At 61.8% G+C, this 13,739-nt stretch carries 15 protein-coding genes and 1 pseudogene; 8 read left to right on the forward strand and 8 right to left on the reverse strand.

Features of this window, described 5'->3' with window-relative positions:
* Positions 1 to 90: 90 nt before the first annotated feature.
* From ACE3PP_RS19205 to infA, 6 genes and pseudogenes are all read left to right on the forward strand, one after another.
* On the forward strand, positions 91 to 1,653 hold the full coding sequence (locus ACE3PP_RS19205) for an ABC transporter substrate-binding protein (RefSeq protein ID WP_374384893.1): 1,563 nt from the start codon (positions 91 to 93) through the stop codon (positions 1,651 to 1,653).
* A gap of 135 nt (positions 1,654 to 1,788) precedes the next feature.
* Positions 1,789 to 2,811 (forward strand): ABC transporter permease, encoded by a 1,023-nt coding sequence (locus ACE3PP_RS19210; RefSeq protein ID WP_374384894.1) that lies wholly within the window; start codon positions 1,789 to 1,791, stop codon positions 2,809 to 2,811.
* Positions 2,812 to 2,823: 12 nt separating this feature from the next.
* Positions 2,824 to 3,726 carry an ABC transporter permease gene (locus ACE3PP_RS19215; protein WP_374384895.1) on the forward strand — a complete coding sequence of 301 codons (903 nt, stop codon included), beginning with the start codon at positions 2,824 to 2,826 and terminating at the stop codon, positions 3,724 to 3,726.
* Between the two features lie 9 nt (positions 3,727 to 3,735).
* On the forward strand, positions 3,736 to 4,584 hold the full coding sequence (locus ACE3PP_RS19220) for an ABC transporter ATP-binding protein (RefSeq protein WP_374384896.1): 849 nt from the start codon (positions 3,736 to 3,738) through the stop codon (positions 4,582 to 4,584).
* Positions 4,581 to 5,351, forward strand: a complete 771-nt coding sequence (locus ACE3PP_RS19225) for an ABC transporter ATP-binding protein (RefSeq protein WP_374384897.1) — start codon at positions 4,581 to 4,583, stop codon at positions 5,349 to 5,351. Before ACE3PP_RS19220 ends, ACE3PP_RS19225 begins: the two co-directional genes overlap by 4 nt.
* 166 nt (positions 5,352 to 5,517) lie before the next feature.
* Positions 5,518 to 5,733 (forward strand): annotated as a pseudogene (gene infA, locus ACE3PP_RS19230) (translation initiation factor IF-1); the annotation flags it as partial.
* A gap of 94 nt (positions 5,734 to 5,827) precedes the next feature.
* On the opposite strand, the gene ACE3PP_RS19235 reads toward infA, so the two are convergent.
* Positions 5,828 to 6,676 (reverse strand): LOG family protein, encoded by an 849-nt coding sequence (locus ACE3PP_RS19235; protein WP_374384899.1) that lies wholly within the window; start codon positions 6,674 to 6,676, stop codon positions 5,828 to 5,830.
* A gap of 135 nt (positions 6,677 to 6,811) precedes the next feature.
* On the opposite strand from ACE3PP_RS19235, the gene ACE3PP_RS19240 reads away from it, so the two are divergent.
* Together ACE3PP_RS19240 and ACE3PP_RS19245 are read left to right on the forward strand one after the other, a co-directional pair.
* Positions 6,812 to 7,876: an aminotransferase class III-fold pyridoxal phosphate-dependent enzyme gene (locus tag ACE3PP_RS19240; protein ID WP_374384900.1), complete on the forward strand. Its 1,065-nt coding sequence runs from the start codon at positions 6,812 to 6,814 to the stop codon at positions 7,874 to 7,876.
* Positions 7,877 to 7,886: 10 nt separating this feature from the next.
* On the forward strand, positions 7,887 to 8,519 hold the full coding sequence (locus tag ACE3PP_RS19245; RefSeq protein ID WP_374384901.1) for an FkbM family methyltransferase: 633 nt from the start codon (positions 7,887 to 7,889) through the stop codon (positions 8,517 to 8,519).
* Between the two features lie 2 nt (positions 8,520 to 8,521).
* Here the strand turns inward: ACE3PP_RS19245 and ACE3PP_RS19250 are convergent, their stop codons facing one another.
* The 7 genes from ACE3PP_RS19250 to glnT all read right to left on the reverse strand — a co-directional run bounded on the left by ACE3PP_RS19250 (position 8,522) and on the right by glnT (position 13,693).
* A complete protein-coding gene (locus ACE3PP_RS19250) occupies positions 8,522 to 8,827 on the reverse strand; it encodes a hypothetical protein (protein WP_374384902.1) in 306 nt (101 codons plus the stop codon).
* A complete protein-coding gene (locus ACE3PP_RS19255) occupies positions 8,824 to 9,513 on the reverse strand; it encodes a hypothetical protein (protein WP_374384903.1) in 690 nt (229 codons plus the stop codon). Before ACE3PP_RS19255 ends, ACE3PP_RS19250 begins: the two co-directional genes overlap by 4 nt.
* An 87-nt stretch (positions 9,514 to 9,600) precedes the next feature.
* Positions 9,601 to 11,007, reverse strand: a complete 1,407-nt coding sequence (locus ACE3PP_RS19260) for an APC family permease (RefSeq protein ID WP_374384904.1) — start codon at positions 11,005 to 11,007, stop codon at positions 9,601 to 9,603.
* Between the two features lie 9 nt (positions 11,008 to 11,016).
* A complete protein-coding gene (locus ACE3PP_RS19265) occupies positions 11,017 to 11,214 on the reverse strand; it encodes a hypothetical protein (RefSeq protein ID WP_374384905.1) in 198 nt (65 codons plus the stop codon).
* Positions 11,215 to 11,234: 20 nt separating this feature from the next.
* A complete protein-coding gene (locus ACE3PP_RS19270) occupies positions 11,235 to 11,714 on the reverse strand; it encodes a hypothetical protein (RefSeq protein ID WP_374384906.1) in 480 nt (159 codons plus the stop codon).
* 77 nt (positions 11,715 to 11,791) lie between these two features.
* Positions 11,792 to 12,070: a hypothetical protein gene (locus ACE3PP_RS19275; RefSeq protein ID WP_374384907.1), complete on the reverse strand. Its 279-nt coding sequence runs from the start codon at positions 12,068 to 12,070 to the stop codon at positions 11,792 to 11,794.
* Between the two features lie 315 nt (positions 12,071 to 12,385).
* Positions 12,386 to 13,693, reverse strand: a complete 1,308-nt coding sequence (glnT, locus tag ACE3PP_RS19280) for a type III glutamate--ammonia ligase (protein WP_374384908.1) — start codon at positions 13,691 to 13,693, stop codon at positions 12,386 to 12,388.
* Between the last annotated feature and the right edge of the window lie 46 nt (positions 13,694 to 13,739).

The following is a 13,739-nucleotide window of genomic DNA, read 5'->3' on the forward strand; positions in this document are numbered from 1 at the left end:
CTAGCGGGCGGCAAGGGGCGCTAAGGGGTTGCGCCCCGGCATGCTTGTGGGATGCAAGAAACAATTCAGATCGCAACCAGGAGGCTCTCGATGAATATGCTTCTGAAGGCCGGCGTCGCCGGTCTCGCCCTGGTCATGGCCGGCAGCTTTACCGCTGCCGAAGCCAAGACCCCGAAGGACACGCTGGTCATGGCGTGGGTGTTTGACGACATCATTTCGCTGGACCCAGCCGAAATCTATGAATTCTCCAGCTCGGAATATATGGCGAACGCCTATGACCGACTGGTCGTCCAGGATCTGGACAAGCCCGGCGAGCTGAAGATGCAGGCCGCCGAGAGCTATTCGGTTTCCGATGACGGTAAGGTCTTCACCTTCAAAATCCGCCCGGGCATCAAGTTCGTCTCCGGCAACGAGATGACGGCCGAAGACGCCGAATTCTCGATCGAGCGCTATGTCGCGCTCGACAAGAGCCCGGCCTTCATCATGAACCAGTTCGGTCTCACGAAAGAAAACGTGAAAGACAAGGTCCGCGTGAAGGATGCTTCGACCCTCGAGGTCGAGCTCGACGCCGCCTATGCCCCTTCCTTCTTCCTGAACTGCCTGTCCTTCACCTCGGCCATCGTCGACAAGAAGGAAGCCGTCGCCCACGAGAAGGACGGCGACATGGGTTATGACTGGCTGCGCACCAACTATGCCGGGTCCGGCCCGTTCGTGCTGAAGGCCTGGAAGCCCAATGAATCGCTGGTTCTCGAAGCCAATGAGAGCTATTGGGGCGGTGCGCCGAAGATCAAGCGCGTGCTGGCGAAGAACGTGACCGAAAGCGCCACCCAGCAGCTGCTGCTGCAGAAGGGCGATGTCGACATGGCCCGCAACCTGACCGGCGACCAGTTGAAGGCGATTGCCGGTGACAAGAGCGTGCATGTCGCGGCCGCGCCGAAGGCGACCCTGTGGTACATGGGTCTCAACACCAAGAACGAGAACCTCGCCAAGCCGGAAGTCCGCCAGGCCATGAAGTACCTGGTCGATTATGACGGCCTTGCCAACACCTCGTTCAAGGCGATCGGCATCAAGCACCAGACCTTCCTCCCCGAAGGCCAGCTCGGCGCCGACAATGAGACGCCGTTCAGCCTCAACGTCGAAAAGGCCAAGGAATTGCTGGCCAAGGCTGGCGTTCCCAACGGCTTCAACATCACGATGGACACGACCAACAAGACGGAGACCCGTCTCCTCTCGGCGTCGATCCAGAACACGATGGCCAAGGCCGGCATCAACATCATCATCAAGCTGGCCGACAACAAGACGACGCTGACCAAGTACCGTGCCAGCCAGCACGACATCTATATCGGCCAGTGGGGTTCGGATTATCAGGACCCGCATTCGAACGCCGAAGGCTATCTGATGGCGCCGCTCGCCAAGCGCAATCAGTGGCAGCTGCCGGAGAATGAAGCAGCCGTTCTCGCCGCCCGCGACGAGAAGGACAGCACCAAGCGTGCGGCCATGTACATGACCCTGCAGAAGCAGGCGTTGGAGACCAGCCCCTATGTCATCATGTTCCAGCAGGTCGAAACCGCGGCCGTGCAGAACAATGTGAAGGGCTTCGTCCTTGGCCCCACCTTCGATCTCAATCTCTATTCGAACGTGACCAAGGAATAAGCTCCGGCTTGTTTCAAACGCCCTCTCCCCTTGCCGGGAGAGGGCGTTTTCTTTAGATCGACCTCGAATTAGACTGACTTTCCGGACTTTGGGGATTTAAGCGAGGATGCGACCCTCCATGACGAGAGCCCTTTCATGCTGATCAAATCCCGCCGCCTGCGCGGATTTCTGCGCACGCTCGCCTCCGTTCTCACCACCCTGTTCGGCCTGCTGCTGGTGACCTTCGTCATCAGCCGGCTTCTGCCGGCCGATCCGGTCCTGGCTATCGTCGGCGACCACGCGACCGAAGAATATGCCGCACGCGTGCGCGAGGAGCTGGGCCTCAACAAGCCGATCCTGGTGCAGTTCTGGATCTATCTTTCCCATGTCGTGCAGGGCGATCTCGGCCAATCCATCCGCACCAGCCAGCCGATCGCCCAGGAATTGATGAACGTCTTCCCGGCGACCTTGGAACTGGCGACACTCGGCACCATCATCGGCATCATCCTGGGCATTCCCCTGGGCGTCCTTGCTGCCGTTCGCAAGGATACGATGGTCGACCATGTCGTCCGTTTCTTGGGGCTGGTCGGTTATTCCGTGCCGATCTTCTGGCTGGGGCTCATGGGCCTCCTCGTCTTCTACGCCAAGCTCGACTGGCTGCCCGGTCCCGGGCGCCTCGATTTCGGCTATGAGGACATGATCACGCCCGTCACCGGCCTGATGACCGTCGACACGCTCATCGCCGGGGACATGGATCTCTTCAAGAATGCGCTGGGGCACCTCATTTTGCCGGCGAGCCTCCTCGGCTATTTCAGCCTGGCCTATATCAGCCGCATGACGCGCTCGCTGATGCTGGGCCAGCTCAGCCAGGAATACATCCTGACCGCGCGCGTCAAAGGCGTTTCGGAGACACGCATCATCTGGAAGCACGCCATGGGCAACATCCTGGTACCGCTCATCACGGTGATCGCCCTTTCCTACGGCAATCTGCTGGAAGGCTCGGTGCTGACCGAGACCGTCTTCGCCTGGCGCGGCCTTGGCCTCTACATCACCGATTCGATCTTCGGCCAGGACATGCCGGCGGTCATGGGCGGCACGATTGTGGTCGGTGCCATCTTCATCATCATCAACATGCTGACCGATGTGGCCTACCGGCTGCTCGATCCGCGCGCGCAGTAAGGGAGGGGTCAGATGATCTCCGCATCCCTCCGTACCTGGCTTCTTTCCGACACGCCGGACTCACGGTTCCAGGCGCGGGCCGGGCGATTCTATTTGGGCTGGCTGACCTTTGCCAAAAACCCGCTCGCCATGCTGGGCTTCATCATTCTCGTGCTGCTGATCGTGATGGCGGTGTTCGCGCCCTGGATCGCCACGCACAATCCGCTGTCGGGCAATCTTGAGGACCGGCTGCTGCCGCCCAGCGGCCAATTCTTCCTCGGCACCGATGAGAATGGTCGCGATATCTTCAGCCGCATCGTCTATGGCGCGCGCACCTCGCTCTATATCATCGCGCTGGTCGCAGTGACGGCGGCCCCCATCGGCCTCTTGATCGGCACCACGGCCGGCTATGTCGGCGGCTGGGTCGAAACCGGGCTGATGCGCTTGACCGACGCTTTCCTCGCCTTCCCGAAGCTGATCCTGGCGCTGGCCTTTGCGGCGGCATTGGGTGCCGGCCTTGAGAATGCGGTGCTGGCGATTGCGCTGACCGCTTGGCCGCCTTATGCCCGCATCGCCCGCGCCGAGACGCTCACCGTGCGCAGCAGCGACTATCTGGCGGCGGCGCGCATGACCGGTGCCGGTTCGTGGCGCATTCTGTTCGGCCATATCATGCCGATGTGCATCCCCTCGCTCATCGTGCGCGTATCGCTCGACATGGCCGGCATCATTCTCATCGCCGCCGGCCTCGGCTTCTTAGGGTTGGGCGTTGCCCCGCCGCAGCCGGAATGGGGTTCGATGGTCTCCGAGGGCCGCTCGCAAATCTTGGAACAATGGTGGGTCTGCACCTATCCCGGCATCGCCATCTGTATCGTCAGCCTTGGCTTCAATCTGATCGGCGACGGCCTGCGGGACGTCCTCGATCCGCGTGGCAAGTGAGGTGACGCGATGACCGATACGCCCGTTCTCGAGGTCCGCAACCTCAACATCCGCTTCGACACCCCGAAGGGCGAGTTCCATGCCGTGAAGGATGTTAGCTTCACCATGGGCCGCGAGAAGCTCGCCATCGTCGGCGAATCCGGTTCCGGCAAGACCCAGACCGGCCGCGCCATCTTGGGCCTGACGCCAGGCCGCGTCACGGCCGACAAAATGGCATTCCACGGCACCAACCTGCTGGGCCTCGACCCCGTTCAATGGCGCGAGATCCGCGGCAAGCGCATCGCGATGGTGATGCAGGACCCGAAATATTCCCTGAACCCTGTCATGACCATCGGCGATCAGCTGATCGAGGCCGGCAAGCGCCTGCTGGGGACCGAGGGAGCGGCAAAACGCGCGATGGAGATGCTGGCGGCGGTGAAGATCCGCGATCCAAAGCGCGTCTTCAATGCCTGGCCGCACGAACTTTCAGGCGGCATGGGCCAGCGCGCCATGATCGCCATGATGCTGATGGCGGAACCCGAGCTCCTCATTGCCGACGAGCCCACTTCGGCACTCGACGTCACCGTGCGCCTGCAGGTCCTCGCCATCCTCGACGATCTGGTGAAGACACGGAACATGGGCCTCATCTTCATCAGTCACGATCTCAATCTGGTGCGCACCTTCGCCGACCGGGTCCTCATCATGTATGGCGGGCGCGTGGTCGAGGAAGTGCCGGCCAAGGATCTGATGAACGCGACACATCCCTATACGCGCGGGCTGCTGGCCTGTGCACCGGAAGTCGACCGGCCGACCAAACGCCTTGCGACCCTCGCCCGCGATCCGGCCTGGGCCGCTGCGCCGACGGGAGGCACCCGATGATCGCGATCGAGAATCTCAGCGTCGCCTTCGGCGATGTCGACAACCGAGTCCTGGCCGTCGACGGCGTCAGCCTGAATGTCGCAGCCGGCGAGAGCTTTGGTCTGGTGGGTGAATCGGGCTCCGGCAAATCGACCATCCTGCGCGCCGTCGCCGGCCTCGTCGACAGTGCGGGAGGCATCACCATCAACGGCAAGAAGCAGGGAAGGAAGCGCGACAAGGGCTTCTATGCCCAGGTGCAAATGGTGTTCCAGGACCCGTTCGGCTCACTGCATCCCAAGCACACAATCGACCGCATCCTCACCGAACCGCTGGTGGTCCACGATGTTCCGGACCGCGAGACGAAGGTGCGCGCGGTGCTCGATCAGGTACAGCTGGGGCCATCCTTCCGCTTCCGCTATCCGCACCAATTGTCTGGCGGGCAGCGCCAGCGCATCGCCATCGCCCGGGCCCTGATCCTGCGGCCCAAGATCATCCTGCTCGACGAGCCGACCTCGGCCCTCGACGTCTCGATCCAGGCCGAAGTGCTCAACCTCCTCGACGACATCCGCACCGAATTGGGCGTCACCTATTTGATGGTGAGCCACGATCTCGGTGTGGTGGCGCATATGTGCAACCGCTTTGCCGTGATGCGGCAAGGAAAGGTGGTCGAAGTGGCGGAGAGCGGGCACCTCTCGGCAGGAACGCTGGCCCACCCCTATTCGCGCCAGTTGCTGTTGGCCAGCCGCGGCTATGACCGGGCGGTCATCGACGCCTTTGCAGATCTTTGAAATATTCAATTATTTCAAAGATCTACTGAGATAGCCCCAAGTGGGAAGGGCAGGTTTGCCCCGATTGCGCTTGAATGGCTGAAGAACCTGCTTTATTTGAACCGCCAATAGCAGCGAGCGGGTGCGAGTCCGGCTCGCCGCGTGGGATTTAAACCGAAAGAAACACATGTCCAAAGAAGACGTCATCACCTTTGACGGGACCGTCATGGAGATGCTGCCAGATCTGCGCTACGTCGTGCAGCTCGACAACGGCCACCAGACCCTTGCCTACACGTCGGGCAAGATGCGCAAGAACCGCATCCGCATCCTGGAAGGCGACCGCGTTACGGTCGAGATGACCCCTTACGATCTCACGAAGGGCCGCATCACCTTCCGTTTCAAGGACGAACGCCCGGCCGGCGCCCCCGCCGCCCGCCCGCAGCCCTTCAAGCGCCGCCACTAAGAAAAGGGGCCTTCCGGTACGATTCCGGGGCCCCTCAGGGTACTTTCCGGCGCTTCGGATTCTCAGGCTTCAGCCCCCGCGCCTTCAAGGCCGCCCAGGCCTCGGCGCCGGTATTGACGATCTCGAAGATATTGAGATCGGCGGCCTCGATCAGGCCGCTATCGACCATCGCATTGAAATTGATCACTGAATTCCAGTAATCCTCGCCAACCAGCACGACCGGCGTGGGTGAGGCCTTCTGCGTCTGCTGCAGGGTCAGGATCTCGAACAATTCGTCCATCGTCCCGAAACCGCCCGGAAACACGGCGAGCGCCCGCGCCCGCATGGCCAGGTGCATCTTGCGCATCGCGAAATAGTGGAAGCGGAAGGTCAGATCCGGCGTCGAATAGGCGTTGGGCTGCTGCTCGCCGGGCAGGGTGATGTTGAAGCCGATCGAGGGGGCGCCGGCATCGTGAGCGCCGCGATTGGCGGCTTCCATGATGCCCGGGCCACCGCCGGTGGCGATGACATTGTCGCGCTGGCCGTCGACCGGTTTCATGGCGCCGCCTTCGACCGAGACGAGGCGCGCGAATTCGCGGGCCTCCTGATAATAGCGCGACCAGGCGCCAAGTTTTTGGGCCTGCTCCCGCTCTGGTCCGGGTGCCGCAGCGGCGATACGCGCCGCCGCCAGCTCCGGCGACGGGATGCGCGCCGAGCCGAAGACGATGATGGTCGACCGCACGCCCCAATCGCGCAAAGTGAGATCCGCCTTGGTATATTCCAGGGCGAAGCGCAGGCCGCGCATCTCCTCGCGGTTCGAGATGAACTCCGCATCCGAGACAGCAAGGCGATAGCTGGGAGCACCAAGCTGCAGGGAATTGTCCGGGGCCTTGTAGTCACTCATGAGAATCAACTCGCCAAAATATGCGTCTGTGGAATCATGCCCGCAAAAGCCGGTTTTGTCGCCGCCGATCGAAGCGGCTGCATTGACCCGCCACGGGGTGCTAAAAGGGTTGGCAAGCAAGCATGGAAATGAGAAATGCGGGAGCCCCAGCACCAGGACGAATCGGCCCAGCTGATCCGCTGTTTGGGCGAGATGCTACCGCCGGAACTTGGTACCATCCGTCTGGCGGGGTCCGGCGCTGCGGCCAATGAGTTGGCGTTGCGCCTTGCCGAGGCCCGAACGGGTGCCCGCGACGTGATCGTCATCGACCATGCCTGGCACGGCAACTCGCCCAGCCTGACCGCAATCAGCCCCTATATCTTCGACGCGCCGGGTGGCATGGGCAGGCCCGCCCATGTCTGGGTTGCAGAGATGCCGGATTCCTATCGCGGGCGCCTGCGACAAGGCGACAAGGATGTCGGCGCCGGTTACGCCGAAAGTGTGGCGACGATGGTCATGGACATGGTGGGGCTGGGCCGCCGGCCGATGGCCTTAATCGCCGAGGGAGTTCAAGGAACCGGCGGGCAAATCCCCTTGCCGCCTGGCTATCTGCCAGCCGCCTACCGACATGTGAGGCGCGAAGGTGGCCTTACGATCGCCGATGAGGTTGCGACCGGATTCGGCCGCATCGGCACGCACCCGTGGGCGTTCGAGGCGCAGGGAGTCATCCCCGACATTGTCACCGCCGAACTCCCCCTCGGCCCCGGCCGCCGGTTGGGGATCGTGGCGATGCAGGCCGAGATTGCCAAGGCGCAGGCCGAACTCGCGGGCATTGGCATCGATCCGGTCTTGGTATCTGCCGGCATCGCGGCATTCGACGAGATCCGCGACGGGAAGCAGCAAGCGCATGCCCAAGAGCGTGGCCAGCAGTTGATGACTGGCCTTTTGGCACTTGGTGCCCGACACCCGCGCATCGGCGACGTGCGCGGTTCCGGCCTCGTCCTCGGTGTCGAGTTCGTGAAGGACCGCAGCACGTTGCAACCGGATGCGGATGCGGTCAGTCGGCTCCTTCCCCGCCTCGAAGGCGGCGGCGTCCCGCTTACGCGGACAGGCCAGCACCGCAATGTCCTGGCGATCAGGCCGCCGATGACGATCGATGCAGCGACATGCGTGCAATTTCTCTCAGTGCTCGGCGCGGCGCTGACGGACCTCGACCTTTAGGAGACGGAATATGGAATTTCCGATCGAAAGCTATTCCTCCTTCGGCGAGGACCGGCTCATCCTCAAATTCCTCGCCAAGCAGGAACCGGGCTTCTATGTCGATGTCGGCGCCCATGCGCCGAAGGACTATTCGAATACCTACGCGCTCTATCAGCGCGGCTGGCGCGGGATTGCCATCGACCCGGACCCCGATGCCATCGCCGCCTTCGCGCGGGAGCGGCCGGAAGATATCGGCCTGCAGATCGCCATCGGCAGCAAGCCGGGCAAGGTCACCCTGCATCTCTTCAATGATCGGTCGATGAACACGGTCGACACGGCACTCTATGAAAAGACGCTGCAGAATCCCAGGAAGCGACATCAAGGCGATATCGAGGTCGAGCGCCTGCCGCTGGCCGAGGCGCTGAACCGGCACCTGCCGGCAGGCAAATCCATCGACTTCATGAATGTCGATTGCGAAGGTGCCGATCTCGACGTTCTGCGCTCGAACGATTGGGCGCGCTATCACCCGAAGCTTCTCGCCGTCGAGGATCTCGACCTTGATCTTGAGCGCGTGGTCGAAAGCAAGATCTTCCGCTACCTAAGGCCGCTTGGCTACAGGCTGGTCTCCCACCTGCACTACACGTCTCTCTACCGCCTCAGCTGAGATCAGCTCTTGGGGTGCGCGTGCTGGAAAATCTCCCACCGGACTTTGGCCCAGCGATAGGCATCCATGATGGCGACGGCATAGATGAAGAAGCCGCCGGCATAGCGGCCAAAGATGCTGACGTCGGGCGACGCATAGATCGACGTGACATAGCCCAAGGCCACAGTCGTGAACGCAAAGAGCAGCCCGCGATTGGCCTGGTTGTTGGCGATCTGTCCCATGCCGGGCAGGGCAATCGCCACCAGGAGCACGATCAGCGGGTGGAGGGGCGGTTTCAGCGGCTTGTCGGTCAGCGGTTTGTCGATCATGGGCTCTGTTCCGTGATGCCCCGACCGATATCGTCGGCAAGGGCGATGGTGCGGTCCATCATATCGGAGAGGAGCGCCGGCTCAAGATTGACGCGGCGAAAATCGGCGATGCGCAGAACCATGTAATCGGCGCGCGTACCCTGGTCGATGAGGCGGACGAGCCGGACACCCTTGGGCGTCACCAGCATTTCTTTCGCCTCGATTGCGGCGAAGAAATCGATGTGCCGTTCGAGGAGATCGAGCGGCGGCGCCTTCTCCGCATCCTCGGTCTTCGCGACAGCGCCCGGCGGCCAGTGGCCGGGTACCGGTAGCTGGAACGGCAGGTCGTTGGCGGGCGAGTAGAATTCGTTGTTCTGCACGCGTACCAGGATATCGGTCGCGGCGATCCCCGGCAGCGATCGCAGCAGCGTCACCCGCAGCCACAGGACGGGGATCTTACGGAAGGTCAGCGTGTCGACGATGGCGTCGATCTGGAAATCATGGTTGCGATAGCGGCCAGTGAGGACGGGATAGTCGCTGCGCTCCTGCGTCACCCGGTAGCTCTCGAAGAGATCGTAGCTGGGAGCAAACAGCGCGCCGCGGGAAGTCCGGCGCAGGCGCTGGTCCCGGCGATAATAGATGACAAGGATCGCCAGAGCCGCTGCGACCAGCAGGATGATGGAGGTGAAGGCGACTGGCGAGGTCAAGGCAACGCGGCTTTCTGAAACAAAGCGACCGGCGGGTAGCCCCGCCGGCCGTGTGAGAGGTATTCGTCAGGCGACAAGTGATTTGAATCAGTATCCTTTGGGCCGTGGCCACGCCATCGTGAATTGGTCGCCGCGCCGTACATACTTGTAGCGGAAGAGAACGAACCAGACCGACGCGACGATGTAGAACACCATCATGGCGAGAAGCTGCGTACCGAAGCCCAAGAACACGGCGACATAGGTTGCGGTGCACAGGGCCAGCAACACGATCGACGGGATCGGGTGGAACGGGTGGATGTAACCCCGCTTGATCGAATCCAGCGGCCATTTCCCGCGGAAGCGGAACATGTTAATCGGCATGAAGGTATAGCCGAGCAGACCGGAGAGGATCGAGAAGGTGATGGTCGGCGCCAGCAGCTGCAGGAAGCCGAACGACGCCGCGATCGGAATGAGGAAGATGATCGAACGATAGGGCGTGCGGTACTTGGGATGCACCGCCGCGAAGAATTGCGGCAGGTAGCGGTCGCGGCCCATCGAGAACCAGGCGCGCGCTGCATCGTTGATGCAGCCGTTGGCCGAGGCGAGTGCCGAGAACACGGTGCCGACCCAAAGCAGGACGATGAGAACCGTGCTGCCGGAGACGCGGGCCGCGTCATAGAGCGGCGCCAGGGCCGTGCCGAGATACTCCCACGGGAGTGAGCCGGCGCAGACATACCAGGTGAGCGCTGCCGCGATCAGCAGCGTGATCATGCCGGTCATCGTGCCCAAGGGCAGCGAGCGGCCACAGGAGCGCACTTCCTCGGCCGCCTGGCAGGTACCTTCGATGCCGAGATAGTACCAGATGCCGAACTGGAACGCGGCCAACACGCCCATCCAGCCATAGGGCAGGCCGCCCATGCCGAGACCTTCATGCTGCAGCGGCTCGGCGGTGAAGATGCCGAACTTGTAAGAAACGACCAGGACGATGATGGAGAAGAAGGCCACCGCCGTGATGAGGAAGTTCACCGACAGCGCCATGAAGACGCCGCGGTAATTAAGGAAGGCGAGGGCCGAGACCGCCAGCAGCACGAAGGGCCGGGCATCGACCGAGCCGGGTTCCGCGCCGAGATTTTCCGCAGCGATGCGGATGAGGTCACCGAAGACGAAAATGTCTGCGGCTTCAAGCATCGTATAGGCAAGAACCAGGTAGAGGCCGACATTGAAGGCCATCAGCGGGCCCGTCGTGTGCTTGGCCTGGGTGTATTGACCACCGGCCGCGGCCACGGTCGATGTCACTTCGGAATCGATCATGGCGACGCAGGTATAGAGCAGGCCGATGATCCAGCAGGCGATGATAGAGCCCAGCGCACCGCCCTTTTCGACCGAGTAGTTCCACCCCATGAACTCGCCGACGAGCACGATGCCGACGCCCAGCGCCCAAACATGGGTCGGACCCAGCACCTTTACGAGGTTGATGGAGGATGGCTTCTCGCCATTCATGGTCATGTCAGTCATGGCGCGCCCTTATCCCCTCTTATGCGAGTCTTGCTGCATGGCCAGTTCGTCGACACCTTCCTGCGAACTGGTCAGGATATCTTCGCTGTACTGACGGCTGACGCGGATCGCGTCCAAGACCATCCACAGCAGCAAGGCGATGGAGACGAGCCAAGCGCCGGCCTGAACGAGGTCCCAGGGTCCCCGGAACTGCAGAAAATCGAACATTGTTCCCCTCCCCTTTTCCCTCAGGACCTGCTGCCGAATTTTTCGGCGATGACCTGGCGGTATTCCTTGTCCGACTGCCAGACCAGGAAGATGAAATAGGCGCCGATCGCGGCAAGCGTCGCGATGAGGCCACCCCAGCTGAACGAATAGTCGTAGCGCAGCGTGATTGCGGCAGCGGCGCCTTCAAGATCGATGCCGAGCTTTTCCCATTGCGCCTGCATGACGGGGGTCTGTTCGAGGGCTTCCCAGGTGAGGTTTTCGAAGCTGACCGTGCCGTCCGGCGCCGTGCGCTTGATGAGACCCTTGTCGTTGCTGACCACGGTCGTGCCGTCGGTCGCGGTTTCAACCTTCACCTCGCCCGGCAGCCAGTCGCCCTTGGCGGCACCCGCCAGCTCCATTTCCAGCGGCACCAGCAGTGCCAGGAACACCAGCACCAGCAGGAAGATCGCGTCGAACGCCTGCCCCATGCCGCTTTGTTTCGGTGGTTGATATTTCGCCATTGCCTTCCTCCCCTATCGGCCGGCCGTCGACTGTCCCGGATCGCCTTGCGGCGATTCCTGTTGTTTGGCGGGCAGTCTTAGCGGTTCGCGTCGAGATGCTTGATGTCGAGTTCGTAGATGAACTTCTTGTCGTGGCTGTAGTGCGAGATCATCGCAGCGATGGATGCCGTGTTGAACAGCCCCACCAGCAGGCCGGCGATCGCCAGAAGAATCTTGGCTTGCCCATCCTGGATGTAACTACTGACCGAGAAGTAGACGAACAGAAGAACCGCCCAGAGGACTATGACAAAGCCCCAGGCCCAAAGGCGATCTTGATTGAACATGGAATCAACGCGCGACTGCAGGTCGTTCGCCATAACACTCTCCCCTGAGACGGCGACCGGTTTCCTTGCGGCCGCTTCATCCTGACTGAAAACGCCCCGTATCTGACGGGACGGCACTCCCAGTAATCGGTCCCCATTCGGGGTACGCGGGCGCTCCACTTTTCGGGAGCTTGTTCTTGTCGGTCGAGAGCGACTCAACTGGTCGATTCGACCACGCCTTTTCGGCCTTTAGGATTCTTAACATGGGCGGGTCGGCTTTACTAGCCTTAAATGAAGTTTCCTTTGCGGAAACATCACAACCCAGAAGAAAAGCCGCCCGGAATTCGCCCGGGCGGCTTTCTCAGAGCATCAGCAATCGAGTGTGTTGTGTCGCTCCCACTCGGTGAGGTGCTTGGTGTAACTGTTCCATTCCTCGGTCTTCATGCGCACATAGGCATCGACGAAACTGTCGCCGAACTGCTCGCGCACCACCTTGCTGCTGTCGGTCAAGCGCAGCGCATCGAGGAGGTTGAGCGGCAGCTTGCGACCGCCCTTCACCGTATGCCCCTCGGTGTACATGTTGATGTCGAGACGCTTCCCCGGATCGCGCTTGTTGTCGATGCCATCGAGGCCCGAGGCGACGATGCCGGCCTGCAGCAGGTATGGGTTGGTCGACCCGTCGGCAAGGCGCAGCTCGAACCGGCCTTCATCCGGCACGCGGATCATGTGCGTGCGGTTGTTGCCGGTCCAGGTGATGGTGTTGGGCGCCCAAGTGGCACCCGAGACCGTGCGCGGCGCGTTGATGCGCTTGTAGGAATTGACGGTCGGGTTGAAGAACGAGCACAGCGCATCGGCATTGTGCTGGATGCCGCCCAGAACCTGATAGGCGAGCTTGGAAAGACCCAATTCGCCCTTCGGATCGCTGAAGAGGTTCTTCTTGCCGCTCATGTCCCAGAACGAGATATGGGCGTGCGCCCCGTTGCCGGTCAGCGTGCTGAAGGGCTTGGGCATGAAGGTGGCGCGCAGGCCGTGCTTCTCGGCGATCGACTTCGCCATGTATTTGAAGAAAACGTGGCGGTCCGCGGTCTTCAGGACGTCGTCATATTCCCAGTTCATTTCGAACTGGCCGTTGGCGTCCTCATGATCGTTCTGATAGGGCTTCCACCCCAAAGTCAGCATCGCGTCGCAGATTTCGGTGATGACGTCGTAGCGGCGCATCAAGGCAAGCTGGTCGTAGCAGGGCTTGTCGGCGGTATCGGCGACATCGGCGATCTGCTTTCCGTCCGGTGTGATCAGGAAGAATTCGCATTCGACGCCGGCCTTGGCGCGCAAGCCCTTCTTGCCGGCCTCGGCAATCTTGCGCTTCAGCAGGTTGCGCGGCGAATCCGCCACGGGCTTACCGTCCATCCAAAGGTCGGAAGCGAGCCAGCCCACTTCCGGCTTCCAGGGAAGCTGGATGAGACTGTCCGGATCGGGCTTGGCGAAGAGATCGGGATGAGCCGGCGTCATGTCCAGCCAAGTGGCAAAGCCGGCAAAACCGGCGCCATCCTTCTGCATGCCGGCGATTGCGGCGGCAGGAACGAGTTTGGCGCGCAGCGCGCCGAAAAGGTCGGTGTAGGAGATCAGAAAATATTTGATCTTGCGGTCCTTCGCCACCTTGGCGAGGTCGGTTGCCATTTTACTTCCCCTCTCAGTTATAAAGCCTCAAACGCTACCTGTTTCT

The sequence above is a fragment of the Dongia sp. genome, assembly GCF_041910485.1.
In the GTDB taxonomy this organism is placed as follows: Bacteria; Pseudomonadota; Alphaproteobacteria; order Dongiales; family Dongiaceae; genus Dongia.

Excerpts from the sequence above, each read along its gene's own strand:
- ACE3PP_RS19265 (WP_374384905.1), bottom strand. The coding sequence starts at position 11,214 with ATGTTCGATTTTCTGCAGTTCCGGGGACCCTGGGACCTCGTTCAGGCC.
- ACE3PP_RS19225 (WP_374384897.1), top strand. The coding sequence starts at position 4,581 with ATGATCGCGATCGAGAATCTCAGCGTCGCCTTCGGCGATGTCGACAAC.
- ACE3PP_RS19240 (WP_374384900.1), top strand. The coding sequence starts at position 6,812 with ATGCGGGAGCCCCAGCACCAGGACGAATCGGCCCAGCTGATCCGCTGT.
- ACE3PP_RS19260 (WP_374384904.1), bottom strand. The coding sequence starts at position 11,007 with ATGACTGACATGACCATGAATGGCGAGAAGCCATCCTCCATCAACCTC.
- ACE3PP_RS19210 (WP_374384894.1), top strand. The coding sequence starts at position 1,789 with ATGCTGATCAAATCCCGCCGCCTGCGCGGATTTCTGCGCACGCTCGCC.
- ACE3PP_RS19215 (WP_374384895.1), top strand. The coding sequence starts at position 2,824 with ATGATCTCCGCATCCCTCCGTACCTGGCTTCTTTCCGACACGCCGGAC.
- ACE3PP_RS19235 (WP_374384899.1), bottom strand. The coding sequence starts at position 6,676 with ATGAGTGACTACAAGGCCCCGGACAATTCCCTGCAGCTTGGTGCTCCC.
- ACE3PP_RS19205 (WP_374384893.1), top strand. The coding sequence starts at position 91 with ATGAATATGCTTCTGAAGGCCGGCGTCGCCGGTCTCGCCCTGGTCATG.
- ACE3PP_RS19245 (WP_374384901.1), top strand. The coding sequence starts at position 7,887 with ATGGAATTTCCGATCGAAAGCTATTCCTCCTTCGGCGAGGACCGGCTC.
- glnT (WP_374384908.1), bottom strand. The coding sequence starts at position 13,693 with ATGGCAACCGACCTCGCCAAGGTGGCGAAGGACCGCAAGATCAAATAT.
- ACE3PP_RS19220 (WP_374384896.1), top strand. The coding sequence starts at position 3,736 with ATGACCGATACGCCCGTTCTCGAGGTCCGCAACCTCAACATCCGCTTC.
- ACE3PP_RS19250 (WP_374384902.1), bottom strand. The coding sequence starts at position 8,827 with ATGATCGACAAACCGCTGACCGACAAGCCGCTGAAACCGCCCCTCCAC.
- ACE3PP_RS19275 (WP_374384907.1), bottom strand. The coding sequence starts at position 12,070 with ATGGCGAACGACCTGCAGTCGCGCGTTGATTCCATGTTCAATCAAGAT.
- ACE3PP_RS19270 (WP_374384906.1), bottom strand. The coding sequence starts at position 11,714 with ATGGCGAAATATCAACCACCGAAACAAAGCGGCATGGGGCAGGCGTTC.